Genomic DNA, 24,291 nt, shown 5'->3' on the forward strand with positions numbered 1-24,291 from the left:
CACCCGCCTTCGCTCGAACGTCCCCAGCTGCCAGTTCTTGCCGTCGGCCAGGCGCTGCGCCGCCAACAGGCTCTTCGGGCATGCGGCGCTGAGTGGCGCGCTTCCTCATGACGCCGTGATGTCCACGCGCATCATGCCTTCGACTGTTGAGACGCTAGCCAACAGAGCGCCCCAGCCTCTGCATCCCTTCCCGAATCTTCCCGACGTCGGCCGTCGCAAACGACAGCCGGAACGCCGATCGATCCGGCTCCTTGGCAAAGAACGGCGCCCCCGGCACGAACGCCACGTTGTTCTCGATCGCCCGCTTCGCGAATTCGCTCGCATCCTTGATCTTCCCGCCCGCCCCCGTCAGCCGCGCCCAGAAGAACAACCCGCCCTGCGGCTGCGTGAACGTCACCGCGTCGCCCAGTTCCTTCTTCAGCGCCTCCCCCATCGCCTGCGCCCGCTCCGCATAGACCTTGCGCACGTTCGCCAGCGTCGCCGGCATCCGGCCGGACTTCAGGTACTGCGCCGCCGTCGCCTGCGCGAACGTGCTCGTGTGCGCATCGCTGAACTGCTTGCACATCGTGGCCTTGGCCAGCAGCTCCGGCTGCGCCACCAGCCAGCCCACGCGCAGGCCGGGGACAGCACCTTGCTCATGCTGCCGCAATGCGCCAGCCACTCGCGCGAGCCGGGCACGTCCTTGCTCAGGGCCAGCAGCGAAGGCGGCGGCGAGTTCTTGGTGAAGTACAGGTCGCCGTACGGGTCGTCCTCGATCACCAGCACCTGGTACTTCACCGCGAGTTCCAGCACGCGCTTGCGCCGCTCCAGCGACAGCAGCGCGCCACTGGGGTTGCCGAAGGTGGGGATCAGGTAGACGAACTTGGGCTTGTGCTCCTTGATGAGGGCTTCGAGCTTGTCGACCTGCACGCCGTCGGCATCGATCGGGCACGACTGCACGTCGGCGCCATACAGGCGGAAGCACTGGATGGTGGCCAGGAAGGTCGGGCCCTCGACGATCACCTTGTCGCCGGGGCTGACCATGGTCTTGCCCAGCAGGTCCAGCGCCTGCTGGCTCCCGGTGGTGACGATCAGCTGGTTCGGCTCGATGTCCTGCACGGCCTTGCTCTTCTCGAATGCGGCGAGCTGGGCGCGCAGCGGCTCGTAGCCCTCGGTGGCGCCGTACTGCAGCGCGCCGCCGGGCTCCTCGGCCAGCGCCTTCTGGCTGGCCTCGCGCAGGCCGTCGACGTCGAACATGGCGCTGTCGGGGAAGCCGCCCGCGAAGGAAATGATGCCGGGCTTGCCCAGCAGCTTGAACAGCTCGCGGATGGCGGAGGTTTCGACGTTGTCGAGGCGGGAGGCGAATTGCAGGGGCATGGGGTGGCTCGAGTGAGATCAGGGATTGTGGCGCGAACGTCGGGGCAGCCTTTCGAGGGGAATGAGCACCCCACTGTGTCATTCCCGCGGAGGCGGGAATCCAGGGCGTCCAACGCGTTCTGTGCAGTATCGAGATGGGCGCCTTGGGTCCCCGCCTTCGCGGGGACGACACAAGTGTGGTCAGTGCCCCGGCTGGCTCCAGATCCCCGCGTGCCGGCTCGTGACCGCCAGCTCGCGGATCTCGCCGCCCTCGCCGATCCAGCGGAACTGCAGGCCGAACAGCATCGAGCCGTCGGCCACCACCTGCTTCGACACCGTGCGCGTCACCTGCAGGCCGCCCACCACCAGCGTGCCCTCGCCGCGGCCACGGTGGCGGCGGAAGACGTCGTCGAGCAGGCGTGTGGTGAACTCGCCCTCGTGCAGGCACAGCGGGTCGGCGATGCGAGCCTCGTAGGCGGCCCGCGTCTCTGCGCGGGTGCGCGCCGGGTCGAGCCAAGGGCCCTCGCCGCGGAGATATGCGCAGAGCTCGGACGTCGGCGTGCCGGGCACCTTGCCGCCAGTGTCCAGCACGCCGGCGCAGTACAGCCGCACCAGCAGCTCGGCGCCGAGCGGCGAGACGGCGACGGCATTGAAGCCGTCGCGGACGATGGGGATGAAGAGCTCGGCCAGGTCGGCGTGCGGGACGCGCAGGTGGCCGATCAGGGCCTCGGCGTCGGCGCGCTCGTGGAGGTCACGCAGGGCGGCCTGCGTGATGCGCGGGCGCAGGTGCGGCAGGCCGCGGCAGATCTGGGAGAACGGGAGGTAGTCCTCGGGACGGACGGACATCCGGGGATGCTAGCAAGGCTCGGGGGCGTGCCCGCACCCCGGCCCTCTCCTGGGCGAGAGGCACCAAGACCGCCATTGCTGTCATTGCGGGCTTGACCCGCAATCCAGCGACGGCGACTGATCGAGCACCGCTGCTGGATGCCGGGTCAAGCCCGGCACGACACCTTCTCGCTTGGGCCGCTGGATGCCGGGTCGACCCCGGCATGACACATTGCTTGCGAGGCTACTCCCCGTCGCGCGTGCGCCCCAACCCGTCGCGGCTCACGGCCGGCTTCTCGGCGTCGTCCTTGTCGGCGTACCGCAGGCCAACCTTGTCGGTGTCCTGGTCGGTGCGGCCCAGGTCCAGCGGGCGCTGCTCACCGCTGGCCACGGCGCGTTCGGCCGGCGTGGACGTCACTCGGCGGTCGGTCCATTCCGTGTCGCGGCGCGGCAGGCCGGTCTCCACCGACTGCACGCGCGAGGTCGCATCCGCCGCCAGGCCGGCGCCCGGGCGGGCCATCGGCTCGGTGGACAGCGGCGCGGCGCCCGACACCGGCGAGCCGGCCACGATGTCACGCAGCGGCTGCTGCTCGGGCCGGTGCACGCGCGTGACGTCGCTGCCCTGCATCTCGGCCAGCACGGCGCGGGCGCGCTCGGCCTCGACCTCGTCGCGGGTGTCGACGACCACGACCGTGCGGCCGCCATGCACGTGGTCGTCCCACATGCCGCGGTGCGGGTTGTCGCGACCGAACAGGTGGCCGAAGAAATGCGTGACGCGCTCCACCACGTCCGGCGACAGCGCGACCTCGTGCTCGACACCGCCGCGGTGCCGCAGCATGTCGCTGCGCGTCTCGCCGTCGGGGTCGTAGGTGCCCTGCGTGCCGCGGTGCTGCAGGTGGACGTCGCTGCGGTCGAAGCCGGCCTGCAGCAGGCGGTCGCGGGCACGCTCGGCCGCGGCGTGGTCATCGAAGGCGCAAAGGGCGGTGTGCATGGAGAGCTCCTTGTCTGGCGGGGTTCTCTCCATTGAAAGACGGGCTGCCCCGGCTGGCAGTCGTCCTGCCGGGGCAGCCCGTGTAGGTCGCGGCCTACCGCCGGGCCGTCACGCCAGCGGATCGTTCTTGCGAGGCCGGGTGCCGGTCAGTGGACGGTCAGCGTCGGGCTCGCGCGAGTTCGCCAGCGGGTCGCGCGTGTCGGAGGCCACCGCACGCTCGCGCTCGCCACCCATGCGCTGCACATCCACGTCCTTGCGGCGCACCTTGTCCTCGACCACCTGCTCGCGCTCCTTCACTTCCTTGCCCACGCGCACTTCCTCGACCACGCGGGCCGTCTTGGCGACGACGGGCTCCTCGGCGGTCTCGCGCACTTCCAGCGTGCCTTCGCGGAAGGCTTCCAGCTCCCCGGGCTGCACGGGGCGGTCGACCGGCCGCCGCTCGACCACGGCGTGCTCCTCGCGCAGCCGGACGACTTCGCGCACCGGCTTCTCGGTGATGCGCTGCACGACGCGGATGCCACCGTTCTCGAATGACCGCTTGCCGACGTGCAACTGCTCCTCGACGACGTCGAGCTTGCCCTCCTCGCCCAGCTGCTGCGTGCCGCCGCGGGCCTGCGTCTGGCCCTGCACCGCTTGTCCCTGCATCGGCTGCCCGCCGGTCCAGCCTTCCTTGCGCCACTGCTGCACGCGCTCGTCGACGTTGATCGCGCCGGCCTCGTGCAGGCACGTCGCAGCCTTCTCGGCCTGCGCGTCGTCCTGCGCGTCCACCACCACGACATAGCTGCCGCGGCGCACCGCTTCCTGGTAGGTCTCGGAGTGGTGCCGGTGCAGGTCGCTGGTGCCGAACAGCTCGGCGAAGAAATGGCCGATCCTGCCCTGCGGTTCATGGCGGTCCATGTCACCGTCACGCGCCGTGCCGGCCAGCGGCTTCGGGGTCGGGTCGCCGGGCTCGATGCCCACGTCGTCACGCCCGAAGCCGTCGCGGATCAGGCGCTCCTTCGCCTGCTGGGCCTGGGCCTGTGAATCGAATGCGCCAATCACTGTCTGCATGGTTACTGCTTCCTGGGAGGTTGAAGGTCACTCTGGCGTGCCCGGGTCGGGCCGCCACTCGCCGGTCTCGGGGTCGAATCGCTCCGCCACCACGCGCTCGCGCCGCAGCAGCACAGGCTCGACGTCGGCCTCCGTCATCTCGCGCCGGCGGGTGAGGCGGATTTCCTCCACCAGCACCAGTTCCTTGCGCGTGACAAGCCGTTCCTCGACCACCGGCACCACGATCACGTTGCCCTCGTGACGCACCGCGGGCGCCTCCTCCACCACGCGCCCGACGGGCACGCGCTGGATGTCGACGACCTCGGTCGCCACGGGGACGCGCACGTCGGACTGCACGTCCTCCACCTGCTTGCGCAGGCGCAGGGTGCGGCCCGTGTCCACCACTTCACGATGCACGTCGAGCCGTTCCTCGATGACGGGAATGACAAGCTCTGCATCGTTCACGGTGGCCATGGCGCCCTCTCATTGGCAACGGGAAGCGGCCCATTCTTCGCAGCGGTCGCGCAAATGCTGTCGTCCGGTTTCGTGTCCGACCGGTCGGTTGCGGACTACCCTCCGTGTTTCTCCTGTCTAGCTGTCCTCGGCCGTCATGCAATGCTGGTCCCACAGGAGAACGCGCATGGTCGAACACCACCTGGACATCCACACCGCGCACGGCGCGATGAACAGCTTCGTCGTGCATCCGGAGGAAGGCGGCCCGCACCCGGTGGTGCTGTTCTACATGGACGCCCCCGGCAAGCGCGAGGAACTGCACGACATGGCGCGGCGCCTGGCGGCGGTGGGCTACTTCGTGGTGCTGCCCAACCTGTACTACCGCCGCGTGCGCGAGTTCGAGCTGAAGGAGCGCACGCCTGAGGGCATGAAGCCGATGTTCGAGTTGATGCACAGCCTCACCAACGCGATGGTGGTGCTCGACACGCAGGCCATGCTGCGCTGGGTGGGCCAGCAGCCCGCTGCCGACAAGTCGCGCATCGGCGCGGTGGGGTACTGCATGAGCGGCCCCTTCGTGTTCGCGGCGGCCGCGCACTTCCCCGATCGCATCAACGCCATCGCGGCCCTGCACCCGGCCAACATGGTGACGGGGCGCGAGGACTCGCCCGACAAGATGGCCCCGCACATCCGCTGCGAGACCTACGTGGGCTGCGCCGAGATCGACAAGTGGTGCCCGCCGGAGACGGTCGCCGCGTTGAAGGCGGCGCTCGATGCCGCCGGCACCAGGTACCGGCTGGAGATGTACCCGGGCGTGGAGCACGGCTTCACGTTCCCGCAGCGCAAGGGCATCTACGACAAGCCCGCGGCCGAAAGGCACTGGGAGCGGCTGTTCGCGCTGTTCGAGAGGAACCTGAAGACGCGCTGAGCTCCTGCACTTGATCGTGTCGTCCCCGCGGAGGCGGGGACCCAAGGCTTCCATCTCTAACGCCAACCGCGGAAGCCCTGGATTTCCGCCTTCGCGGGAATGACACAGGACGGCCGCCAACCCATCAGCCCCCGCCCCCCGGAAATCAGCCTCCGTCCGACGCTCTCCACCCCCGCCATGCGTGAACCTCGGGCGCACCATGGCCCTGCATCTGCCGAAGAAATTCCCGCATCTCCTCATCCAGGCCGTGAAGTCCTGGTCCAACGATTACGCGCCCAGCATGGGTGCGGCGATCTCGTACTACACGGTGTTCTCGCTCGCGCCGCTGCTGGTGATCGTCATCGCGGTGGCCGGCGCGGTGTTCGGGCATGAGGCCGTCCAAGGCCTCATCTCGGCGCAGATCTCGGGCATCGTCGGCCCGCAGGGGGCCAAGATGGTGGAGGGCCTGATCGCGGCGGCCAGCGACAAGAACAAGGGCCTCATTGCTGGACTGATCAGCGTCATCGTGCTGATCGTCGGTGCGACGACGGTGTTCAACGAACTGCAGAGCGCGCTGGACCGCATCTGGAAGGTGCCCGAGTCCGCCAAGCCGTCGGGCGTCTGGGGCCTGCTGCGCGAGCGGTTGCTGTCGTTCGGGCTGGTGCTGGGAGTCGCGTTCCTGCTGATGGTCTCGCTGGTGGTCAGCGCCGGGCTCGCGGCCCTGGGCAACTTCGCCGGTGGACTGATGCCGGGCTGGAACGTGCTGCTCTACATCATCAACCTGTTCATCTCGCTGAGCCTGTTCACGCTGCTGTTCGCATTGATCTACCGCTTCATGCCGTCGACCACGGTGGCATGGCGCGATGTGTGGATCGGCGCGTTCGTCACGGCCGTGCTGTTCGAGGTGGGCAAGATCCTCATCAGCCTGTACATCGGCAAGAGCGGCATGAGCGAGTCGTTCCAGGCCGCCGGCGCCATCGTGGTGCTGCTGGCCTGGGTCTACTACGCCTCGCAGATCTTCCTGCTGGGCGCCGAGTTCACCAAGGCGTACGCCGACGCCGACCGCCCGCCCGACCAGGCCCGCGTGGTGCACCAGGAGAACCCGACGCGGCGTGCGCCGCTGAGGAAGCCCTCGGCACAGTCGAGCGAAGGGGCGTAGGCCCGGTCGGGTTCGGCTGAGCTCGTCCCGGCCGCTGCCCTCCGTGCAGCTCGACCCCTTCACTTGCCACATTTCCATGATTCAAGTATTCTTGAATCATGGAAGAAACCCAGGCCGTCAAGGCACTTGCCGCGCTCGCCCAGCCAGTGCGGCTGCGGCTGTTCCGCGCGCTCGTGGTCACCGGGCCGCAGGGGCTGACGCCCGGCACCATGGCGGAGGGACTGGGGATCTCCGCGAGCGCGCTGTCGTTCCACCTCAAGGAACTGGTGCACGCGGGGCTGGTGAGCGTGGAGCGCTCCAGCCGCAACCTGATCTACCGCGCCGAGTTCGGGCAGATGAACGCGCTGCTCGGCTACCTCACCGAGAACTGCTGCGAGGGCGCCGCTTGCGCGGTCACGCCATCCGGCACCTGCACGACCTGCTGACCCACCCAAGGAGCCGACCATGAAGCGATTCCACGTCCACACCCACGTGCACGACCTCCAGGCAAGCATCGCCTTCTATTCGAAGCTGTTCGGGGCCGAACCGGCGCGGGTGGAATCCGATTACGCCAAGTGGATGCTGGAGGACCCGCGCCTGAATTTCGCGATCTCCACCCGTGGCAACGGCCACGTCGGCGTCGACCACCTCGGCTTCCAGACCGACACGGCGGAAGAACTCGGCGAGCTCAGGTCGCGGGCCGAGGCAGCCGACCTGCTGGCCATCGACGAAGGCGAGACCAGCTGCTGCTATGCGCGCAGCGAGAAGCACTGGGTGACCGACCCGCAAGGCGTCGCCTGGGAGCAGTTCCACACGCTGCACAGCATCCCGACGTTCAACGGCGCGACGGAGAAGCCGGCAGTGAGCCCGGCGGCCGCCTGCTGCACGCCGCGCGGCAAGCCGGTCGGGGTGCCGGTCAAGGCCTTCAGCTGCTGCTGAGCCTGCCGCACGGATGCGCGCCAAGCCCACCCAGCGCCTGCTGGCGGAATTCCTCGGCACGGCGCTGCTGCTGGCCGTCGTCGTCGGCTCCGGAATCATGGGCGAGCGCCTCGCGGCGGGCAACGTCGCGATCGCTCTGCTGGCCAACACGCTCGCCACTGTCGCTGGCCTTTATGTCCTGATCGAGCTGTTCGGCCCGGTCAGCGGCGCCCACTTCAATCCCGCGGTGTCGCTGGTGATGGCAGCACGCGGCAATCTCGTGTGGGCCGTACTGCCGGCCTACATCGCCGTGCAGCTTGCCGGCGCGGCCGTCGGCGCCTGGCTGGCCCACGCGATGTTCGACCTGCCGATCCTGCAGCTGTCGACCAAGGTTCGCCCGGGACCAGGCCAGTGGATCGCCGAGGCGGTGGCGACGGCGGGGCTGCTGCTGGTCGTGCTGCGGGCGTCGCAGGCGCGGGCAGCAGCGATGGTCGCCTGCTACATCGGCGCGGCGTACTGGTTCACGGCCTCGACGTCGTTCGCCAATCCGGCCGCGGCCTTCGGCCGCATGCTGAGCGACAGCTTCGCGGGCATCGCGCCGGCCAGCGTGCCGGGATTCGTCATCGCGCAGCTCGCGGGAGCCGCAGGCGGCGTGGCGCTCCACGTGGCGCTCGGTCCGGCCGGCGATCGCACCAGCCCGCAGGAAATGCCGGGGGGCGAGGCCTAGCCCGGCATGACAAGATCGGGGCCGGTGACACATCACATGAGCCCCGCCTGATGCCCTCCTCCCGCGCCCGCACCGTCGCCGCGCTCGGCACGGCGCAGACCCTCGGCTGGGCTTCCACCTACTACCTGCCTGCGATCCTTGCGGCGCCCATGGCGCACGAGCTCGGCCTGTCCGTGCCTGCCGTGTTCGCCGCGTTCTCGGCGGCGCTGGTCGTGTCCGCGCTGCTCGGTCCCCACGCCGGCCAGGCCATCGACCGCTGGGGTGGACGCCCCGTGCTGTCGGCCACCAGCCTCGTCTTCGCGCTGGGCCTTGCCGTCATGGGACTGGCGCACGGACCCGTGCTGCTCGTCATCGGCTGGCTGGTGCTGGGCGTCGGCATGGGCAGCGGCCTCTACGAAGGCGCGTTCGCTGCGCTCGTGCGGCTGCAAGGACGCGACGCGCGCGGCTCGATCACCGGTGTCACGCTGCTCGGCGGCCTGGCCAGCACGGTGGGCTGGCCGCTCTCGTCGTGGCTGCTCGCCCAGTACGACTGGCGCACGGCCTGCTTCGCGTGGGCCGCGCTGCATCTGCTGGTCGGCCTGCCGCTCAACCTGTCGCTGCCACGCGCGCAGCCGGTTGCGATCGACCCTGCCAGGCCCATCGAAGCCGCGGCGCCCGTCCCGACGACGTCGGCGCTGCTGCTGTCATTCGTCTTCGCGGTCACGTGGTTCGTCAGCACCGCGATGGCCGCGCACCTGCCCCGCGTGCTGGAAGCCGCCGGCACGACGACCGCCGCGGCGATCTTCGTCGGCACGCTGCTCGGCCCGGCGCAAGTGGCGGCGCGGCTGTTCGACTACGGCGTGCTGAGCCGGGTGCACCCGCTGCTGTCGGCACGGCTCGCATCGGTGCTGCATCCACTGGGCGTCGCGGCCCTGTTCATCGCCGGGCCGATCGCGGCGCCGGTCTTCGGCGTGCTGCACGGCGCGGGCAACGGCATCCTCACCATCGCCAAGGGCACGCTGCCCCTGGTGCTGTTCGGACCCGCGGGCTACGGCCAGCGGCAAGGCGTGCTGACGGTGTCGGCCCGCATCGCGCAGGCCCTGGCGCCCTGGCTGTTCGGCGTCGCGCTGGACCGCTGGGGCGCGGGCTCGCTGGTGGTCTCGGCCGCGCTCAGTCTGGCGGCGCTGGTCGCGTTGCTGGCGCTGCGACCGGTGCGCGAAGAGCCCCGCAGCGTTGCAGCGGGCGACGCCAGCGCCTGACGCGCTTCATGCCGCGGCGAGGTCCTTGTCGCCCTCCAGCGCCAGCCACGCGTCGTGCCCGCCACGCAGCACCTGCACGTGGTTGCCCAGCTTCACGAGCAGGCCCGCCGCCTTCACCGCCGAGACGTCATTGGGGCAGTTGCAGTAGACGACCACGTGCGCGTCGCTGGGCAGCTGGCGGGCGCGGGTCGCGATCTCGTCCAGCCCGATCGCGATCGCACCCGGCACCATGCCGCTCGCCTCGCGCGCGACCGGCGCGCGCACGTCGAAGATCACCGGCGACATGCCGCCGCTGATCAGGGTGTGCAACTGCTGCGGCGTGATGCGCTCGATGGCGGGGCCACTGCCCGAGCGCAAGCGCCGCACCAGGCGCAGCGCGAGCGCAAGCAGCAGGAGCACGCCCAGCGCGACCGCCGCCTTGGTGCCCATGTCCGCCATCGCCGCGAGCACCTCGCGCACCTGCGTGCGCAGCGCATAGCCGAGGACCAGGTACACCGCCGTCCATGCCGCGGCGCCGGCCAGGTCCCAGGCGACGAAGCGTCGCCACGACATCTTCAGCGCCCCGGCCATCGGTGCGGCCACGACGGACACGCCAGGGACGAACTTGGCCGCAACCAGCGACCAGCCGGCCCAGCGTTCGAACATGCCTTCGCTCTGCCGCACGCAGGTGTCGGGCGACAGCGAGACGCGGCACAGCATGCGCAGGACGCGATAGCCGTATCGGCGACCACCGACGAACCAGAGCGCATCGCCGAGCACGTTGGCCAGCAGCGAGAGCACTGCCGTGATCGGCAGCGAGAGCTGTCCCAATGCGCCGAGCGCGCCGGCGACGACGAGCACGGGCCCGGCCGGAAACGGCGCCCCGGCACGCGACAGCAGCGTGAGCGCGAACACGACCAACGGACCGTGGTTGATGAGGAGCGCGACGATGTCATCCACGGTTGCTCTCGCAGCAGAAGTCGATTCTGCTGCCGGTTGTCCTGGCGCCGTGTGAGGCGGCGGCCGCGCCCAGTGTCAGAAGCCGGCGGTGAGGGGCGCGTGAAAGCCTTGGATTCCCGCCTCCGCGGGAATGACAACAATGGAGTCGTCCCCGCGGGGCGGGGACCTAGGGCGTCCGAGTCCCCGGCTTGGCGGACGCACACGGCACGCCGTACCACTACCGTGCCCGCGTGCACCACTTCCAACCCGCCGTCTACATGCTGGCCAGCCGCAAATGGGGCACCTTGTACATCGGCGTGACGTCGAACCTCGCACAACGGGTCTGGCAGCACCGCCAACACCTCGTTCCCGGATTCACGAGCACGCACGACGTGAGCCGGCTCGTCTGGTACGAGATGCACGACGGGATGGCCGCGGCGATCACGCGGGAGAAGCGACTGAAGAAGTGGGATCGGTTGTGGAAGCTGCGGCTGGTCAGCGAACGCAACCCGGAGTGGATGGATCTGTTCGATGAGATCTGCCGTTGAAGGCGGAAGCCTTGGATTCCCGCCTCCGCGGGAATGACAAAGAGGGGGCGCGGTCTGGCAGACGCAGCCGGCTCACTCAAGCGCAGGTGGTGCCGGCGAGCCGGGACCGAACAAACAGGTCGTCCCCGCGGAGGCGGGGACCCAAGGCGTCCGTCTCGTTTCGAGAGCGCGTCAGAACCCCGCAGCCAGCCCATCGCGCCGCGAGTCCGACGCCGCCACGTACCCCTCCACCTTCGGATCCCCCGCGCGCCAGATGAACTGGCCCGCGCCGAAGTCCTGGTAGCTGTCGTTGATCACTTCCATGCGGTGGCCGCGCGAGGACAGCTCCTGCACCACCTTCGGGTCCATCTGGTGCTCGACGTTGATCTCCAGCCCGGCGTTGAAGCGCCAGCGCGGCGCGTCGCACGCGGCCTGCGGGTTCTGGCCGTAGTCGAGCATGCGCACCAGCGTCTGCATGTGGCCCTGCGGCTGCATGTTGCCGCCCATGACGCCGAACGACATCACCGGCTGCCCGCCCTGCGTGAGGAACGCCGGGATGATCGTGTGGAACGGCCGCTTGCCCGGCGCCACCTGGTTCGGTCCCGGCTTCAGCGAGAAGCCATGCCCGCGGTTCTGCAGGCTGATGCCGTAGGTGGGCTCCACGCAGCCCGAGCCGAAGCCCATGTAGTTGCTCTGGATGAAGCTCACCATCATCCCGTTCTCGTCGGCCGCGGTGAGGTAGATCGTGCCGCCCTTGACGATGTTGCCGGCGCCGAAGTCCTGTGCGCGCTTCATGTCGATCAGCTTCGCGCGGCTGGCGAGGTACGCGTCGTCCAGCATCTGCGCGGGCGTCACCTCCATGTCCGACAGCTCGGCGCAGTGCTTGTAGACGTCGGCGAACGCGAGCTTCATCGCCTCGATCTGCAGGTGCTGCGAGTCGGCGCCGTCACGCTTGTGGCTGGCCATGTCGAAGTTGCCCAGGATGCCCAGTGCCATCAGCGCCGCGATGCCCTGCCCGTTGGGCGGGATCTCGTGCAGCGTGTAGCCGCGGTAGTTCTTCTCGATGGGCTTCACCCACTCGGGCTGGTACGCCGCGAAGTCCTGCGCGGTGTGCACGCCGCCGTTCTCCTTCGAGAAGCGCTCGATGGCCTGCGCGATCTCGCCGCGGTAGTAGGCCTCGCCCTGGGTCTGCGCGATCAGGCGCAGCGCCCTGGCCGCGGCCCTGAACTGCCACAGCTCGCCGACCCTGGGCGAGCGTCCCTTGGGCAGGAACGCCTGCGCGAAGCCGGGCAACGAACCGAGTTCGGGACGCGCCGCTTCCCATTTCTGCTGCACGACGACGGGCAGCAGGTAGCCGCGCTCGGCGATGTCGATGGCGGGCTCCAGCAGGTCGGCGAAAGGCAGCTTGCCGAACTTCTTCGACAGCGCCACCCAGCCCGCCACTGCGCCAGGCACGGTCACCGAATCGATGCCGCGCTTGGGCGGCGTGGTGGCCTTGTCGCCGTACTTCTTGCGGAAGTACTCGGGGGTCCACCCCGCCGGCGCGCGCCCCGAGGCGTTGAGGCCATGCAGTTCCTTGCCGTCCCAGAGGATCGCGAACGCGTCGCTGCCCAGCCCGTTGCTCACCGGTTCGCAGATCGTCATCGCGGCGGCAGCAGCGATGGCCGCATCGACCGCATTGCCGCCCTTCCACAGGATGCGCAACCCGGCCTGGGCGGCGAGCGGATGCGAGGTCGACACGACGTTGCGCGCGAAGACGGGAATGCGGGTGGTGGGATAGGGGTTGTGGAAATCGAAGTGCATGGTGGTGTGGTGTTGGGGTGATGCGGGAGATGGGCGCCTTGGGTCCCCGCCTCCGCGGGGACGACAACTCCGTTGTCATTCCCGCGGAGGCGGCAATCCAAGGGTTCCGGTCAATCGAGCGTCAACTTGCGCTCCGCAATGATCTTCTTCCACTTCGCGCGATCCGCGTTCGTCATCTCCGCGAACTGCTGCGGCGTGCCGCCCGCGGGCACGATGCCCAGACGCGCCAGGCGGTCCTTCACGTCGGCTTCCACCAGCGCCTGGTTCATGGCCTTGTTCAGGCGCGTGACCATGTCCGCCGGCAGGCCCTTCGGCCCATACAGCCCGAACCACGTGTCCACGTCATAGCCGGGAACCGTCTCGTTGATGGTGGGCAGCTCGGGGAACAGCGGCGAGCGCTTGGCGCTGCTGATGCCCAGTGCCTTCACGCGGCCGTCCTTCAGGTGCGGCATCGCGCTGGCCACGTTGTCGAACAGCAGGTCGATCTTTCCGCTGATCAGGTCGGGCATCGCGAGCGCGGTGCCGCGGTACGGGATGTGCACCAGCTGCACGCCGGTCTGCGCCTGGAAGTACTCGGCGCTCAGCTGCACGATCGTGCCGTTGCCGCTGCTGGCGTAATTGAGCTTTCCAGGGTTCTTGCGCGCGTAGTCGATCCACTCCTTCACCGAGTTCGCCGGTGAAGTCTTGGGCACGATCATCAGGTTGGGCGCATTGCCCACGTGGCCGATCGGCGTGAAGTCGTTGACGACGTCGTACGGCAGCTTGGCGTTCGGGTAGCTCGGGCCGATGGCGTGCGTGCTGCTGGTGGCCAGCAGCAGCGTGTAGCCGTCGGCCGGCGCCTTGGCCGCGATGTCGGAGCCGATGGCGCCCCCGGCGCCCGGCTTGTTGTCGACGACGATGGTGCCGCCCAGGTGCTCGCCCAGCTTCTGCGACACGGCGCGGGCGAAGATGTCGGTGGCGCCGCCCGCCGGGAACGGCACCACCAGGCGGATTGGCCGGGAGGGATAGTGGGCCTGCGCCCAGGCGGGCACGACGGCGGCAGCGGCGGTGGCAAGCAGGACGGTGCGGCGGGTGGTCATCGGGCCATCATAGGCAGCCGCACGCGAAAGCAAAAGGCAATTCGCGTTGAGCCATCCGAAAGCGATCCTTTAGGATCCGCGCATGTCCAGCATCCGCCTCCTGCGCACCTTCCTCGCTGTGGCGTCGGAAGGATCGTTCGCTGCAGCGTCAACGCGCGTCGCGCTGACGCAGGCGGCCGTGGGCCAGCAGATGCGCGCGCTCGAAGCCGAGCTGCGCCGTCCTCTCTTCGAACGGCAGGGCAAGTCGGTGACGCTGTCCGACAGCGGCCGCGCCGTGCTGCCGCAGGTGCATGCGCTGGTCACGGCCTGGGACCAGCTCGCGTCGAGCGTGCCCACGGCCGAGCCCATGGCCGGCACCGTGCACCTGGGCGCCATCGTGTCGGCGCTGCGGCCGCTCACCGAAGCCACGCTCGCACTGAAGGCCCGCCACGCGGGCCTCGCCCTGCACGTCACCGCGGCCAAGTCGGCCGACCTGCTGGCGCGCGTGCAGGCGGCCGAGCTCGACGGGGCCGTCGTCGTGCGTGAAGGCACGGCCGCGACACCGGGCCTGGACCTGGACCGCGCTCTACGAAGAGCCCATGGTGCTGCTCGCGCCCGGCACGCTGCCCGCCAGCACGCCGCGAACGCTGCTGCAGCGGCACGCCTTCATCCGCTTCGACCGCGGCGAGCACACCGGCCGGCTGGTCGAGCGCACGCTGCGCAAGCTGCGCGTGAAGCCCGACGCCTTCCTCGAGCTCAACACGCTCGAAGGCATCGTCGACCTGGTGCGCTCGGGCCTGGGCGTCGCCGTCGTGCCGCTGCTGCGCGAGGCGCGCTGGCAGTCCGATCCGCGGCTGCGCGTGCTGGCCATCGAGCAGGCGCCCTCGCGCCGGGTGGCACTGGTGCAGCGGCGCGGCGCCGGCAATGCCGATGCGATCGCCGCGGTCGTGCGCGAGATGAAGCCGCGGTTAGGCAGCTAGGGAACATGTCGTTCCCGCGGAGGCGGGAATCCAAGGCATCCGTCTCTGCGGAGATCCGGGAAGCCTTGGGTCCCCGCCTCCGCGGGGACGACAGTTCGGTGAGTCAGCGCGTGCGCTGCGACGCCGGCGCCTTCCAGCGCTCCACGACGAAGCGGCGCAGCGTGGCGGCCGCCGGATTGCGGCTGTCCTCGCGCCAGCACAGGTCGATGTCGGCGATGGCATCGGCGCGCCACAAGGGCCGGAACACCACGTTCTCCAGCCGCAGGTGCTGTCCCGAGGCCGGCACGATGGCGCAGCCGATGCCGGCACGGACCAGCGCCAGGATGGTGTGCGTCTGCGCGATGTGGTGCACGTAGCGCGGCGGCGTGGCCGTGGACCCGAACAGCGCCACGATCTTGTCGTGGAAGTACTTGCCCTCGGTGCGCGAGTACATCACCAGCGGCTCGTCGGCCAGGTCCTGCATGCGGATGCGCGTGCGTGCCGCCAGCGGATGCTTCGCCGGAACCGCCAGCATCAGCGGTTCGCGCGAGACGCGGTGGTGGCGCACGCCGCCCACCGCGTGCAACGGCCGCACGAAGCCCAGGTCGATGCCGCCCTCCTCCAGGCTCTGCAGCTGCGCGGTGGACACCATCTCCTGCAGCACGATGTCGATGTCGGGAAAGGCCTCGGCCGCCGCCGCGAGCAGCGACGGAATCAGCACGTAGCCCGCGACCGCCGTGTAGCCGACCACCACGCGCCCCGAGTGGCCGCTGCCCGTGCGGCGCGCCGTGTCGGCCGCGCGCTCGGACATCGCGATGATCGCCGCCGCATCGTCGTAGAACGCGCTGCCCGCCGCGGTGAGCCGCACGCTGCGGCTGGTGCGCTCCAGGAGGCGCGTGCCCACGGCGTGCTCCAGCAGCTGGATCTGGCGCGACAGCGGCGGCTGCGTCATGTGCAATCGCGCGGCGGCGCGGCCGAAGTGCAGTTCGTCGGCGACGGCGACGAAGCAGCGCAGCTGGGCGAGGTCGAACATCGATCCACATTCTGCATCGATCCATCCAGCATCTGGCTTGGACTTTGAATCGATGCCTGCCTAGACTGGCCGCCACAAGACCCCAGGAGACAAGCATGAAGAGAACCCTCGCCTTCGCGGCCCTGTGCCTGACTGCGGCCGGCGCCTTCGCCCAGGCCTGGCCCACACGCCCGGTCACCCTCGTCGTCCCCTTCCCGCCCGGCGGCGGCACCGACACCGGCGCCCGCATCCTCGCGGAGCAGTTGGGCAAGAAGTGGGGCCAGCCCGTCGTCATCGAGAACAAGGGTGGCGCCGCCGGCCAGATCGGCGCTGACATCGTGGCCAAGGCCAGGCCGGACGGCTACACGCTCCTCATGGGGAACATCGGCACGCAGGCGATCAACCCCGTGCTGTACGCCAAGCTGCCGTACGACGCCGACAAGGCGTTCGCGCCGGTCTCGCTGGTCGCGGAGCTGCCGCTGGCGATGATGGTCAATCCCGCCGTGCCCGCGAAGAACGTCAAGGAGTTCGTGGCGCTGGCGAAGGCCGAACCGGGCAAGCTGAGCTACAGCAGCTCGGGTGCCGGCGGCGGCCCGCACCTGGCCGCGGAGATGTTCAAGGACGCCACGCAGACCTTCATCGTGCACGTGCCGTACCGCGGCGGTGGCCCGGCCATCGCCGACCTGCTGGCGGGCCACGTGCAGCTGTCGTTCATGACCGTGTTCGAGGCCAGCGGCCAGGTCAAGGCGGGCAAGTTGCGCGCGCTGGCCGTCACCAGCGACAAGCGCGTGTCGGCCCTGCCCGACGTGCCCACGCTGGCCGAATCGGGCCTGCCCGGTTTCAACAGCATCTCGTGGATCGGCATCCTCGCGCCGGCCGCCACGCCGAAGGACCTGGTCGAGAAGATCGCGGCGGACATCCGCGAGACCGTGGCCCGCGACGACGTGAAGGACAAGCTGGTGCAGCTGGGCGCGGTGCCGCTCACCAATTCGCCCTCGCAATTCGCTGCGATGATCGACAAGGACCGCAAGCGCTACGGCCAGATCATCAAAGAGCGCAACATCACCGTGAACTGAATTCCATGACCCGACCCGTCCTGCTGCAAACCATCGCCCTGCTCCCCGACGTCGACCGGCACCTGGCCGAGCACTACACGGTGCACCGCCTGCCGCCGCCCGGTGCGGAGCGGGAGGCGCTGCTGGCGCAGCATGGCGCGCAGGTCGAAGGCATGGTGACGTCGGCGCGTGCCGGCTTCGACGAGGCGCTGCTCGCGAAGCTGCCGAAGCTGCGCGTGATCTCCAGCTTCGGCGTCGGGCTGGATACGCTCGACGTCCCGGCGGCGAAGAAGCGCGGCATTCCGGTGGGCTACACGCCCGACGTACTAACCGACTGCGTCGCCGACATCGCGTTCGGGCTGCTGCTGTCGATCGGCCGGCGCATCCCCGAGGGCGATCGCTTCGTGCGGGCGGGCCAGTGGGTGCGCAAGCCACCCGTGGCCTTCCCGCTCGGGCGGCAGGTCAGCCGCGCGAAGCTGGGCATCCTGGGCCTGGGCCGCATCGGTCAGGCCGTGGCCAAGCGTGCCAGCGGCTTCGACATGCAGGTGCGCTATTCGGGGCGGCGTCCCGTCGAAGGCGTGCCGTATGGCTTCGAGCCGAAGCTCGTCGAGCTGGCGCGCTGGGCCGACTTTCTCGTGGTCGCCACGACCGGCGGGCCGGAGACGAAGCACATGGTCAACGCCGACGTGCTGCAGGCGCTGGGCCACAAGGGCTTCCTGGTGAACATCGCCCGCGGCACCGTGGTCGACGAGCAGGCGTTGCTGAAGGCGTTGCAGGCCAGGGAGATCGGCGGCGCGGCGCTCGACGTGTTCGAGCGCGAGCCCGAAGTGCCCGAAGGCTTCTTCGCGCTGGACAACGTGGTGCTGCTGCCCCACATCGCGAGTGCCACGGTGGAGACGCGCGCCGCGATGGGGCAACGCGTGCTCGACAATCTGTCCGAGTTCTTCGCGGGGCGCGCGCTGGTCAGTGCGGCCTGAGCGTCGACCCTCTTCGTGGACCACCCTTGCACCGTCGTGACCTGATCGCCTCCCTTTGCGCCATCGCCGCCGGACCGGCACTCGCAGCGTCCTCGCTGGCCGGACTGTCCAGCCTTCCGAAGACGGCGAGGATGCCGATCCTCTTCGTCGGCCACGGCAGCCCGATGAACGCGATCCAGGACAACCCCTGGCGTCCGCAATGGGAAGCGATTGGCCGGCTGTTCGGCCAGGAGTTCCCCCGGCCGGCGTTGATCCTGTGCATCTCGGCCCACTGGCTCACGGACGGCTGGTGGGTGACCGGCGCCGAGAAGCCGAAGACGGTGCACGACTTCGGCGGCTTCCCGCAGGCGCTGTTCGACCAGCAGTACCCCGCGCCTGGCGCACCCGCCCTCGCGCGTGCGCTCGCGGAGACCAGCCCCGCGCGCAAGCTGCGGCTGGACACGACCGAATGGGGCTACGACCACGGTGCCTGGTCCGTCCTCAAGCCGATGTTTCCCGCCGCCGACATCCCGGTGCTGCAACTGAGCATGGACTACAACCGCCCGCCTGCCGAGCACCTGGCACTGGCGTCGGAGCTGAAGTTCCTGCGCGATCGCGGCGTGCTGATCGTCGGCAGCGGCAACGTGGTGCACAACCTGCGGGCCACCCGACGCGGTGCGGCGCCCAACCAGGCCTATGACTGGGCGCACGAGTTCGACAGCTGGGCCGCGCCCCTCATGCAGGCCGGCGACGGCAAGTCGCTGGCGGCCTTCCTCGCCAAGGGCGACCTCGCGCGCCTGGCGCATCCGTCGCACGACCACATGCTGCCGCTGATCCACGCCGTGGCGGCGGTCAACCCCGGCGAGCGCGCCCGCCAGTTCGGCGAGGGATTCCAGAGCGGCTCGATCTCGATGCGGTCCGTCCTCTGGGGCTGAACCGGCGGACCTTCAGGGGCGCTGCGTCGCTGAGACGCCATGCTCCTGGCGGGAATGACCGTCCTGGTGTCGTCCCCGCGGAGGCGGGGACCCACGGCTTCCGTCCCGCCGTCGCGGCCCAGCCGTCATAGGCACTCCCCTAGCACACCTCCCTGCGTCGGCTTCCCACAACTGACGGGGAGAAGGGTGTGGACAAGGATGTGGAATCCCGCCGCAGGCCGCGCCAGCCCTGCATTCCCGGCGCTTGCTCAACTTTTCAGCAGTCGCTTGCCGCAGGCTGACGTCGCCACCTCGCGTGTGCGAGCCCCCCGATGGCCAGGAGTGCACCGGCTCATGGTTTCGTGCCGCTGCAGCCCGCAAGGTCACCGCGGCTCATGGCATACCATTGCGTCTTCACGCGCGCGTCCGCCGCCCCATCCAGTTTTCCCGAGAGAGATTGCCTTGCCTTCCGACCGCTCCCAGATCATCTATACGCTGACCGACGAAGCCCCCTACCTGGCGACACATTCGTTTCTGCCGATCGTCCGCACGTTCGCGACCGCAGCGGGCATCGATGTGGTCGAGAGCGACATCTCGGTGGCCAACCGCATCCTCGGCGAATTCCCCGAGTTCCTGAAGGACGACCAGAAGGTGCCCAACACCCTGGCCGAACTGGGCAAGAAGACGCTGCAGCCCGATGCCAACATCATCAAGCTGCCCAACATCAGCGCCTCGCAGAACCAGCTGGTGGCCGCCATCCGCGAACTGCGCTCGCGCGGCTACATGGTTCCCGAGTACCCGGAGACCCCGAAGACCGACGAGGACAAGGCGATCCGCCAGCGCTATGCGAAGGTGCTCGGCTCCGCGGTGAACCCGGTCCTGCGCGAAGGCAACTCCGACCGCCGCGCCCCCAAGGCAGTCAAGGAATACGCCCGCAAGAACCCGCACAGCATGGCGGAGTGGAGCCCGGCTTCGCGCACGCACGTGTCGCACATGGTCGGCGGCGACTTCTACGCCAGCGAGAAGTCGATGACCCTCGACAAGGCGCGCGACGTCAAGATGGAGCTGATCACCAAGTCCGGCAAGACCGTGGTGCTCAAGCCGAAGGTCTCGCTGCTCGAAGGCGAGATCATCGACTCGATGTTCATGAGCAAGAAGGCGCTGCTGGCCTTCTACGAGAAGCAGATCGAGGACGCGCACAAGACGGGCGTGATGTTCTCGCTGCACGTGAAGGCCACGATGATGAAGGTCTCGCACCCGATCGTGTTCGGCCACTGCGTGCGCACCTTCTACAAGGACGCCTTCGCCAAGCACGGCAAGCTGTTCGACGAGCTGGGCGTGAACGTCAACAACGGCATGGCGAACCTGTACGAGAAGATCGCCACGCTGCCCGAGTCCAAGCAGGACGAGATCAAGCTGGACCTGCACAAGTGCCTGGAGCAGCGCCCCGCGCTGGCCATGGTGGATTCCGCCCGCGGCATCACCAACTTCCACTCGCCCAACGACGTCATCGTGGACGCCTCCATGCCGGCGATGATCCGCCAGGGCGGCAAGATGTACGGCGCCGACGGCCGCCTGCACGAGGCCAAGGCGGTGATCCCCGAGTCGACCTTCGCCCGCATCTACCAGGAGATCATCAACTTCTGCAAGTGGCACGGCGCCTTCGACCCGAAGACCATGGGCACGGTGCCCAACGTGGGCCTGATGGCGCAGCAGGCCGAGGAATACGGCTCGCACGACAAGACCTTCGAGATCCCGGAAGACGGCGTCGCCAACATCACCGATCTCGCCACCGGCGAAGTGCTGCTGACGCAGAACGTGGAACAGGGCGACATCTGGCGCATGTGCCAGGTGAAGGACGCCGCGATCCGCGACTGGGTGAAGCTGGCCGTCACGCGTGCCCGCAACTCCGGCATGCCCGCCGTGTTCTGGCTGGACAACTACCGTCCGCACGAGTCCGAACTGCGCAAGAAGGTCGCGAAATACCTGCAGGAGCACGACACCAAGGGCCTGGACATCCAGGTGATGAGCCAGACGCGCGCCATGCGCTACACGCTGGAGCGCGTCATGCGCGGCAAGGACACGATCAGCGTCACCGGCAACATCCTGCGCGACTACCTGACCGACCTGTTCCCGATCATGGAGCTGGGCACCAGCGCCAAGATGCTGTCGATCGTGCCCCTGATGGCCGGCGGCGGCATGTACGAGACCGGCGCGGGCGGCTCGGCTCCCAAGCACGTGCAGCAGCTGGTGGAAGAGAACCACCTGCGCTGGGACTCGCTCGGTGAATTCCTCGCCCTGGCCGTGAGCCTGGAAGAGGAAGGCATCAAGACGAACAACAACAAGGCCAAGATCGTCGCCAAGGCGCTCGATGCCGCCACCGGCAAGCTGCTGGACAACAACAAGAGCCCGTCACCGAAGACCGGACAGCTGGACAACCGCGGCAGCCAGTTCTACCTGACGCTGTACTGGGCGCAGGAGCTCGCGCAGCAGACCGAGGACAAGGAGCTGGCGGCGAAGTTCGCGCCCCTGGCGAAGACCCTGGCCGAGAACGAGAAGAAGATCGTCGACGAACTCAACGCGATCCAGGGCAAGCCGGTCGATATCGGCGGCTACTACTTCCCGGACCGTGCGAAGGTGACGGCCGTGATGCGTCCGAGCCAGACCCTGAACAAGGCCCTCGCGGCCATGCAGGGCTGACCTCTCGTTGACCGCGGACGGGAGCGTCCGCGCCTGGCGTGCCCTCGACGAGGGCCGCCGCTGGATGCCGGGTCGAGCCCGGCATGACAGCCCTCCAGGTGGTCGTCGCGCACAGCTGGCTGTCATTGCGGGCTCGACCCGCAATCCAGTCACTCGGCCTTGATGTCCGCCGCCTTCACGACCTTCGCCCAGCGCTCGCGCTCCTGGTTGAAGAACTTGTCCTGCTCGGCGGGCGTCATCGTCACCACCTCGGCGCCCTGCCCGGCCAGCCGCGCGCGGATGTCGGTACTGCGGATGATGCGCACCAGCTCGGCATAGAGCCGCTGCACCGCCGCCTCCGGCGTGCCGCGCGGCGCCAGCACGCCCTGCCACGTGCCGGTCTCGTACCCGGGGACGCCCTGCTCCGCGATCGTGGGGACGTCGCCGATCAGGGGCATGCGGGTCTTCTTCGACACGCCCAGCAGCTTGAGCTTGCCGCTCTGCACGTGCGGCAGCGTGGCCAGCATCCCGTTCATCATCACCTGGCACTGACCGGACACCGTGTCCTGGATCGCCTGGCTGCCGCCCTTGTACGGCACGTACTGCCAGCGCGCGCCCGTGGCCTGCTGCAGCGCCACGCCGGCGAGGTGGTTGGCGCCGCCGGTGCCGCTGATGGCGAAGTTCAGCTCCTTCTGCTTCGACAGCGCGACCAGTTCCTTCAGGTTGCTGGACCGGGACCGAGGGATGCACCACCAGCAGGTGCGGCGAGTACGCCAGCATGGTCACGCCGTGCAGGTCCTTCGACGGCTCGAAGGGCAGCTTGCTGTAGATCGAGGGCGTGATCGCCAGCGCGCCGACGTCGCACAGCAGCAGCGTCGTTCCATCCGGCGTCGACTTCGCGACGAAGTCCGCGCCGAGGTTGCCGTTCGCGCCGGGCTTGTTGTCGACGATGACCGTCTGCTTGAGCGCTTCCGAGAGCTCGTTCTGCACCGAGCGCGCGATGATGTCCGACGAGCCGCCCGGCGGGTACGGCACGACCAGGCGGATCGGCTTGGTCGGCTGCCAGCCGGCTTGCTGCGCGAACACCGCGGGTGCGGCGAGAGTGGCGGCGCCGGTGGCCAGCAGCTGGCGGCGCGTGAGGGAACGGGTCATGGCTTGTCTCCTTCGTTGGTGAATCGGTGCTATGCCGTGTCATTGCGGGCTTGACCGCAATCCAGGCCGGCGCTTCTTCCGGCGCCGTGCCGGGAATGCCGGGTCGAGCCCGGCATGACACCTGTCCTGCTCAGGCCTGCGTGTAGGCCGTCTTGACCGTCGTGTAGAACTCCGCCGCATAGCGGCCCTGCTCGCGCGGCCCGTAGCTCGAGCCCTTGCGGCCGCCGAACGGCACGTGGTAGTCGACGCCGGCGGTGGGCAGGTTGACCATCACCATGCCGGCCTGCGAATGGCGCTTGAAGTGCGTGGCGTGCTTCAGCGACGTCGTCGCGATGCCGGCGGCCAGGCCGAACTCGGTGTCGTTGGCCAGGTGCAGCGCCTCTTCGTAGTTCTTCGCGCGGATGACGCTCACCACCGGGCCGAAGATCTCTTCCTTGTTGATGCGCATCGCGGCGGTCGTGCCGGTGAACAGGGCCGGCCGCATGTAGAAGCCAGGCGCGCCGTCGGCGTTCTTCGCGATGGCCTCGCCACCCGCCACCAGCTTCGCGCCTTCGCCCTTGCCGATGGCTATGTACTCGAGGTCCTGCGCCAGCTGCTTCTCGTCGACCACCGGGCCGATGTCGGTGCCGGCTTTGCGGGCGTCGTCGATCTTCAGCGACTTCATGCGCTCGGCCATCGCGGCCACGAAGCGGTCGTGGATGCCTTCGGTGACGATCAGGCGCGACGAGGCGGTGCAGCGCTGGCCGGTCGAGAAGAAGCCGCTGTTGATGGCGGCACCGACGGCGACGTCCAGGTCGGCGTCGTCCAGCACGATCATCGGGTTCTTGCCGCCCATCTCGAGCTGGAACTTGGCCATGCGCGCGACGCACGCCGATGCGATGCGGCGGCCCGTGGCCACCGAGCCCGTGAAGCTGATGGCGTCGACGCGCTTGTCGTCCAGGAGCACCTGGCCCACTTCGGAGCCGCGGCCCATCACCAGGTTCAGCACGCCGGCGGGCAGGCCCGCGCGCTGCAGGATGTCTGCCAGGGCCCAGGCGCTGCCCGGCACCAGGTCGGCGGGCTTGAGCACCACGGCATTGCCGTAGGCCAGCGCCGGCGCGATCTTCCAGGCCGGAATCGCGATCGGGAAATTCCAGGGCGTGATCAGGCCGACCACGCCGACCGGCTCGCGCGTGACTTCCACGCCGATGCCGGGGCGGACGGACGGGACCGCGTCACCGTTGGTGCGCAGCGCCTCGCCGGCGAAGAACTTGAAGATGTTGCCGGCGCGGACCACCTCGCCCGTCGCTTCCGGCAGCGTCTTGCCTTCCTCGCGCGCCAGCAGGTCACCCAGCTCCGCGCGGCGCGCCAGGATCTCGGCGCCGGCGGCATCGAGGATGTCGAAGCGCTGCTGCGGCGTCGACAGGCCCCAGGCCTTCTGCGCCTTCGCCGCGGCGGCGATCGCCTGCTGCGCCTGCGCGGCATCGGCCTGCGCGTACTCACCGACCACGTCGCGCGTGTCGGAAGGGTTGATGTTGCGGGTGGTGCGGGCGCCTTGCACCCACTCGCCGTTGATCAGGTTCTTGAACATGCGTTGCTCCAGTCGTTGAGGGGCGTCAGGTCTTTGGGTGTCATTGCGGGCTTGACCCGCAATCCAGGAGAACAGCGGCCCGCCGGGCCGCGCCTGGGTCCCGGCCTTCGCCGGGATGACAAAAGCATGG

Annotated in this window: 22 protein-coding genes and 3 pseudogenes; 13 read left to right on the plus strand and 12 right to left on the minus strand. The window is 69.2% G+C overall.

The window, feature by feature from the left end; genetic code table 11:
- Nucleotides 1–154: 154 nt before the first annotated feature.
- From ACPWT1_RS18585 to ACPWT1_RS18605, 5 genes and pseudogenes are all read right to left on the minus strand, one after another.
- Nucleotides 155–1,350, minus strand: a pseudogene (locus ACPWT1_RS18585) (PLP-dependent aminotransferase family protein).
- A gap of 186 nt (nt 1,351–1,536) precedes the next feature.
- Nucleotides 1,537–2,181 carry a hypothetical protein gene (locus tag ACPWT1_RS18590; RefSeq protein ID WP_427912612.1) on the minus strand — a complete coding sequence of 215 codons (645 nt, stop codon included), beginning with the start codon at nt 2,179–2,181 and terminating at the stop codon, nt 1,537–1,539.
- A 223-nt stretch (nt 2,182–2,404) separates the two neighbouring features.
- Complete coding sequence (locus tag ACPWT1_RS18595) at nt 2,405–3,151, minus strand: hypothetical protein (RefSeq protein WP_427912613.1); 747 nt, start codon at nt 3,149–3,151, stop codon at nt 2,405–2,407.
- Between the two features lie 108 nt (nt 3,152–3,259).
- Nucleotides 3,260–4,201 carry a YsnF/AvaK domain-containing protein gene (locus tag ACPWT1_RS18600; RefSeq protein ID WP_427912614.1) on the minus strand — a complete coding sequence of 314 codons (942 nt, stop codon included), beginning with the start codon at nt 4,199–4,201 and terminating at the stop codon, nt 3,260–3,262.
- Between the two features lie 27 nt (nt 4,202–4,228).
- Entirely contained in the window at nt 4,229–4,654 is a 426-nt protein-coding gene (locus ACPWT1_RS18605; protein WP_427912615.1) for a YsnF/AvaK domain-containing protein, read from the minus strand.
- Between the two features lie 166 nt (nt 4,655–4,820).
- Between ACPWT1_RS18605 and ACPWT1_RS18610 the strand changes: the two genes are divergently transcribed.
- The 6 genes from ACPWT1_RS18610 (at nt 4,821) to ACPWT1_RS18635 (ending at nt 9,558) form a co-directional block, all read left to right on the plus strand.
- Nucleotides 4,821–5,558 carry a dienelactone hydrolase family protein gene (locus ACPWT1_RS18610; RefSeq protein ID WP_427912616.1) on the plus strand — a complete coding sequence of 246 codons (738 nt, stop codon included), beginning with the start codon at nt 4,821–4,823 and terminating at the stop codon, nt 5,556–5,558.
- 199 nt (nt 5,559–5,757) lie between these two features.
- Nucleotides 5,758–6,696, plus strand: a complete 939-nt coding sequence (locus ACPWT1_RS18615) for a YihY/virulence factor BrkB family protein (protein ID WP_427912617.1) — start codon at nt 5,758–5,760, stop codon at nt 6,694–6,696.
- A 98-nt stretch (nt 6,697–6,794) separates the two neighbouring features.
- Nucleotides 6,795–7,121, plus strand: coding sequence for an ArsR/SmtB family transcription factor (locus ACPWT1_RS18620; protein ID WP_427912618.1), 327 nt, complete (start codon nt 6,795–6,797; stop codon nt 7,119–7,121).
- 19 nt (nt 7,122–7,140) lie between these two features.
- Entirely contained in the window at nt 7,141–7,614 is a 474-nt protein-coding gene (locus tag ACPWT1_RS18625; protein ID WP_427912619.1) for an ArsI/CadI family heavy metal resistance metalloenzyme, read from the plus strand.
- A gap of 13 nt (nt 7,615–7,627) precedes the next feature.
- Complete coding sequence (locus ACPWT1_RS18630) at nt 7,628–8,320, plus strand: aquaporin (RefSeq protein WP_427912620.1); 693 nt, start codon at nt 7,628–7,630, stop codon at nt 8,318–8,320.
- A gap of 50 nt (nt 8,321–8,370) precedes the next feature.
- A complete protein-coding gene (locus ACPWT1_RS18635; RefSeq protein ID WP_427912621.1) occupies nt 8,371–9,558 on the plus strand; it encodes an MFS transporter in 1,188 nt (395 codons plus the stop codon).
- 6 nt (nt 9,559–9,564) lie between these two features.
- Here the strand turns inward: ACPWT1_RS18635 and ACPWT1_RS18640 are convergent, their stop codons facing one another.
- Nucleotides 9,565–10,497, minus strand: coding sequence for a VTT domain-containing protein (locus ACPWT1_RS18640; protein ID WP_427912622.1), 933 nt, complete (start codon nt 10,495–10,497; stop codon nt 9,565–9,567).
- Nucleotides 10,498–10,685: 188 nt separating this feature from the next.
- Between ACPWT1_RS18640 and ACPWT1_RS18645 the strand changes: the two genes are divergently transcribed.
- Nucleotides 10,686–11,024, plus strand: coding sequence for a GIY-YIG nuclease family protein (locus tag ACPWT1_RS18645; protein WP_427912623.1), 339 nt, complete (start codon nt 10,686–10,688; stop codon nt 11,022–11,024).
- A gap of 171 nt (nt 11,025–11,195) precedes the next feature.
- Here the strand turns inward: ACPWT1_RS18645 and ACPWT1_RS18650 are convergent, their stop codons facing one another.
- Together ACPWT1_RS18650 and ACPWT1_RS18655 are read right to left on the minus strand one after the other, a co-directional pair.
- Complete coding sequence (locus tag ACPWT1_RS18650; RefSeq protein WP_427912624.1) at nt 11,196–12,806, minus strand: gamma-glutamyltransferase family protein; 1,611 nt, start codon at nt 12,804–12,806, stop codon at nt 11,196–11,198.
- Nucleotides 12,807–12,916: 110 nt separating this feature from the next.
- Entirely contained in the window at nt 12,917–13,885 is a 969-nt protein-coding gene (locus ACPWT1_RS18655) for a Bug family tripartite tricarboxylate transporter substrate binding protein (RefSeq protein ID WP_427912625.1), read from the minus strand.
- 82 nt (nt 13,886–13,967) lie between these two features.
- On the opposite strand from ACPWT1_RS18655, the pseudogene ACPWT1_RS18660 reads away from it, so the two are divergent.
- Nucleotides 13,968–14,096 (plus strand): annotated as a pseudogene (locus ACPWT1_RS18660) (LysR family transcriptional regulator); the annotation flags it as partial.
- On the opposite strand, the gene ACPWT1_RS18665 reads toward ACPWT1_RS18660, so the two are convergent.
- Complete coding sequence (locus ACPWT1_RS18665) at nt 14,034–14,177, minus strand: hypothetical protein (RefSeq protein WP_427912626.1); 144 nt, start codon at nt 14,175–14,177, stop codon at nt 14,034–14,036. The pseudogene ACPWT1_RS18660 and the gene ACPWT1_RS18665 overlap by 63 nt on opposite strands.
- A gap of 286 nt (nt 14,178–14,463) precedes the next feature.
- On the opposite strand from ACPWT1_RS18665, the gene ACPWT1_RS18670 reads away from it, so the two are divergent.
- Nucleotides 14,464–14,844 (plus strand): LysR substrate-binding domain-containing protein, encoded by a 381-nt coding sequence (locus tag ACPWT1_RS18670; RefSeq protein ID WP_427912627.1) that lies wholly within the window; start codon nt 14,464–14,466, stop codon nt 14,842–14,844.
- Between the two features lie 103 nt (nt 14,845–14,947).
- Here the strand turns inward: ACPWT1_RS18670 and ACPWT1_RS18675 are convergent, their stop codons facing one another.
- On the minus strand, nt 14,948–15,856 hold the full coding sequence (locus tag ACPWT1_RS18675; protein WP_427912628.1) for a LysR family transcriptional regulator: 909 nt from the start codon (nt 15,854–15,856) through the stop codon (nt 14,948–14,950).
- A gap of 95 nt (nt 15,857–15,951) precedes the next feature.
- Between ACPWT1_RS18675 and ACPWT1_RS18680 the strand changes: the two genes are divergently transcribed.
- From ACPWT1_RS18680 to ACPWT1_RS18695, 4 genes are all read left to right on the plus strand, one after another.
- Nucleotides 15,952–16,911, plus strand: coding sequence for a Bug family tripartite tricarboxylate transporter substrate binding protein (locus ACPWT1_RS18680; protein ID WP_427912629.1), 960 nt, complete (start codon nt 15,952–15,954; stop codon nt 16,909–16,911).
- A complete protein-coding gene (locus ACPWT1_RS18685; protein WP_427915595.1) occupies nt 16,908–17,867 on the plus strand; it encodes a 2-hydroxyacid dehydrogenase in 960 nt (319 codons plus the stop codon). The genes ACPWT1_RS18680 and ACPWT1_RS18685 overlap by 4 nt, the downstream gene beginning before the upstream one ends.
- A 44-nt stretch (nt 17,868–17,911) precedes the next feature.
- Nucleotides 17,912–18,781: a 4,5-DOPA dioxygenase extradiol gene (gene ygiD / locus ACPWT1_RS18690; protein ID WP_427915596.1), complete on the plus strand. Its 870-nt coding sequence runs from the start codon at nt 17,912–17,914 to the stop codon at nt 18,779–18,781.
- A gap of 441 nt (nt 18,782–19,222) precedes the next feature.
- Nucleotides 19,223–21,460 carry an NADP-dependent isocitrate dehydrogenase gene (locus ACPWT1_RS18695; RefSeq protein WP_427912630.1) on the plus strand — a complete coding sequence of 746 codons (2,238 nt, stop codon included), beginning with the start codon at nt 19,223–19,225 and terminating at the stop codon, nt 21,458–21,460.
- A gap of 149 nt (nt 21,461–21,609) precedes the next feature.
- Here the strand turns inward: ACPWT1_RS18695 and ACPWT1_RS18700 are convergent.
- Nucleotides 21,610–22,591 (minus strand): annotated as a pseudogene (locus ACPWT1_RS18700) (Bug family tripartite tricarboxylate transporter substrate binding protein).
- A 130-nt stretch (nt 22,592–22,721) separates the two neighbouring features.
- Entirely contained in the window at nt 22,722–24,161 is a 1,440-nt protein-coding gene (locus tag ACPWT1_RS18705) for an aldehyde dehydrogenase family protein (RefSeq protein WP_427912631.1), read from the minus strand.
- Nucleotides 24,162–24,291: the final 130 nt, after the last annotated feature.

Origin of the sequence: Ramlibacter sp. MMS24-I3-19 (genome assembly GCF_050320135.1) — a bacterium.
Classification (GTDB): Bacteria; Pseudomonadota; Gammaproteobacteria; order Burkholderiales; family Burkholderiaceae_C; genus Ramlibacter.

Excerpts from the sequence above, each read along its gene's own strand:
- ACPWT1_RS18665 (WP_427912626.1), bottom strand. The coding sequence starts at position 14,177 with ATGCACCTGCGGCAGCACGGCGCGGCCGCTGTCGGACAGCGTCACCGA.
- ACPWT1_RS18595 (WP_427912613.1), bottom strand. The coding sequence starts at position 3,151 with ATGCACACCGCCCTTTGCGCCTTCGATGACCACGCCGCGGCCGAGCGT.
- ACPWT1_RS18590 (WP_427912612.1), bottom strand. The coding sequence starts at position 2,181 with ATGTCCGTCCGTCCCGAGGACTACCTCCCGTTCTCCCAGATCTGCCGC.
- ACPWT1_RS18680 (WP_427912629.1), top strand. The coding sequence starts at position 15,952 with ATGAAGAGAACCCTCGCCTTCGCGGCCCTGTGCCTGACTGCGGCCGGC.
- ACPWT1_RS18655 (WP_427912625.1), bottom strand. The coding sequence starts at position 13,885 with ATGACCACCCGCCGCACCGTCCTGCTTGCCACCGCCGCTGCCGCCGTC.
- ACPWT1_RS18635 (WP_427912621.1), top strand. The coding sequence starts at position 8,371 with ATGCCCTCCTCCCGCGCCCGCACCGTCGCCGCGCTCGGCACGGCGCAG.
- ACPWT1_RS18625 (WP_427912619.1), top strand. The coding sequence starts at position 7,141 with ATGAAGCGATTCCACGTCCACACCCACGTGCACGACCTCCAGGCAAGC.
- ACPWT1_RS18670 (WP_427912627.1), top strand. The coding sequence starts at position 14,464 with ATGGTGCTGCTCGCGCCCGGCACGCTGCCCGCCAGCACGCCGCGAACG.
- ACPWT1_RS18675 (WP_427912628.1), bottom strand. The coding sequence starts at position 15,856 with ATGTTCGACCTCGCCCAGCTGCGCTGCTTCGTCGCCGTCGCCGACGAA.
- ACPWT1_RS18600 (WP_427912614.1), bottom strand. The coding sequence starts at position 4,201 with ATGCAGACAGTGATTGGCGCATTCGATTCACAGGCCCAGGCCCAGCAG.
- ACPWT1_RS18620 (WP_427912618.1), top strand. The coding sequence starts at position 6,795 with ATGGAAGAAACCCAGGCCGTCAAGGCACTTGCCGCGCTCGCCCAGCCA.
- ACPWT1_RS18610 (WP_427912616.1), top strand. The coding sequence starts at position 4,821 with ATGGTCGAACACCACCTGGACATCCACACCGCGCACGGCGCGATGAAC.
- ACPWT1_RS18615 (WP_427912617.1), top strand. The coding sequence starts at position 5,758 with ATGGCCCTGCATCTGCCGAAGAAATTCCCGCATCTCCTCATCCAGGCC.
- ACPWT1_RS18605 (WP_427912615.1), bottom strand. The coding sequence starts at position 4,654 with ATGGCCACCGTGAACGATGCAGAGCTTGTCATTCCCGTCATCGAGGAA.
- ACPWT1_RS18650 (WP_427912624.1), bottom strand. The coding sequence starts at position 12,806 with ATGCACTTCGATTTCCACAACCCCTATCCCACCACCCGCATTCCCGTC.
- ACPWT1_RS18630 (WP_427912620.1), top strand. The coding sequence starts at position 7,628 with ATGCGCGCCAAGCCCACCCAGCGCCTGCTGGCGGAATTCCTCGGCACG.
- ACPWT1_RS18705 (WP_427912631.1), bottom strand. The coding sequence starts at position 24,161 with ATGTTCAAGAACCTGATCAACGGCGAGTGGGTGCAAGGCGCCCGCACC.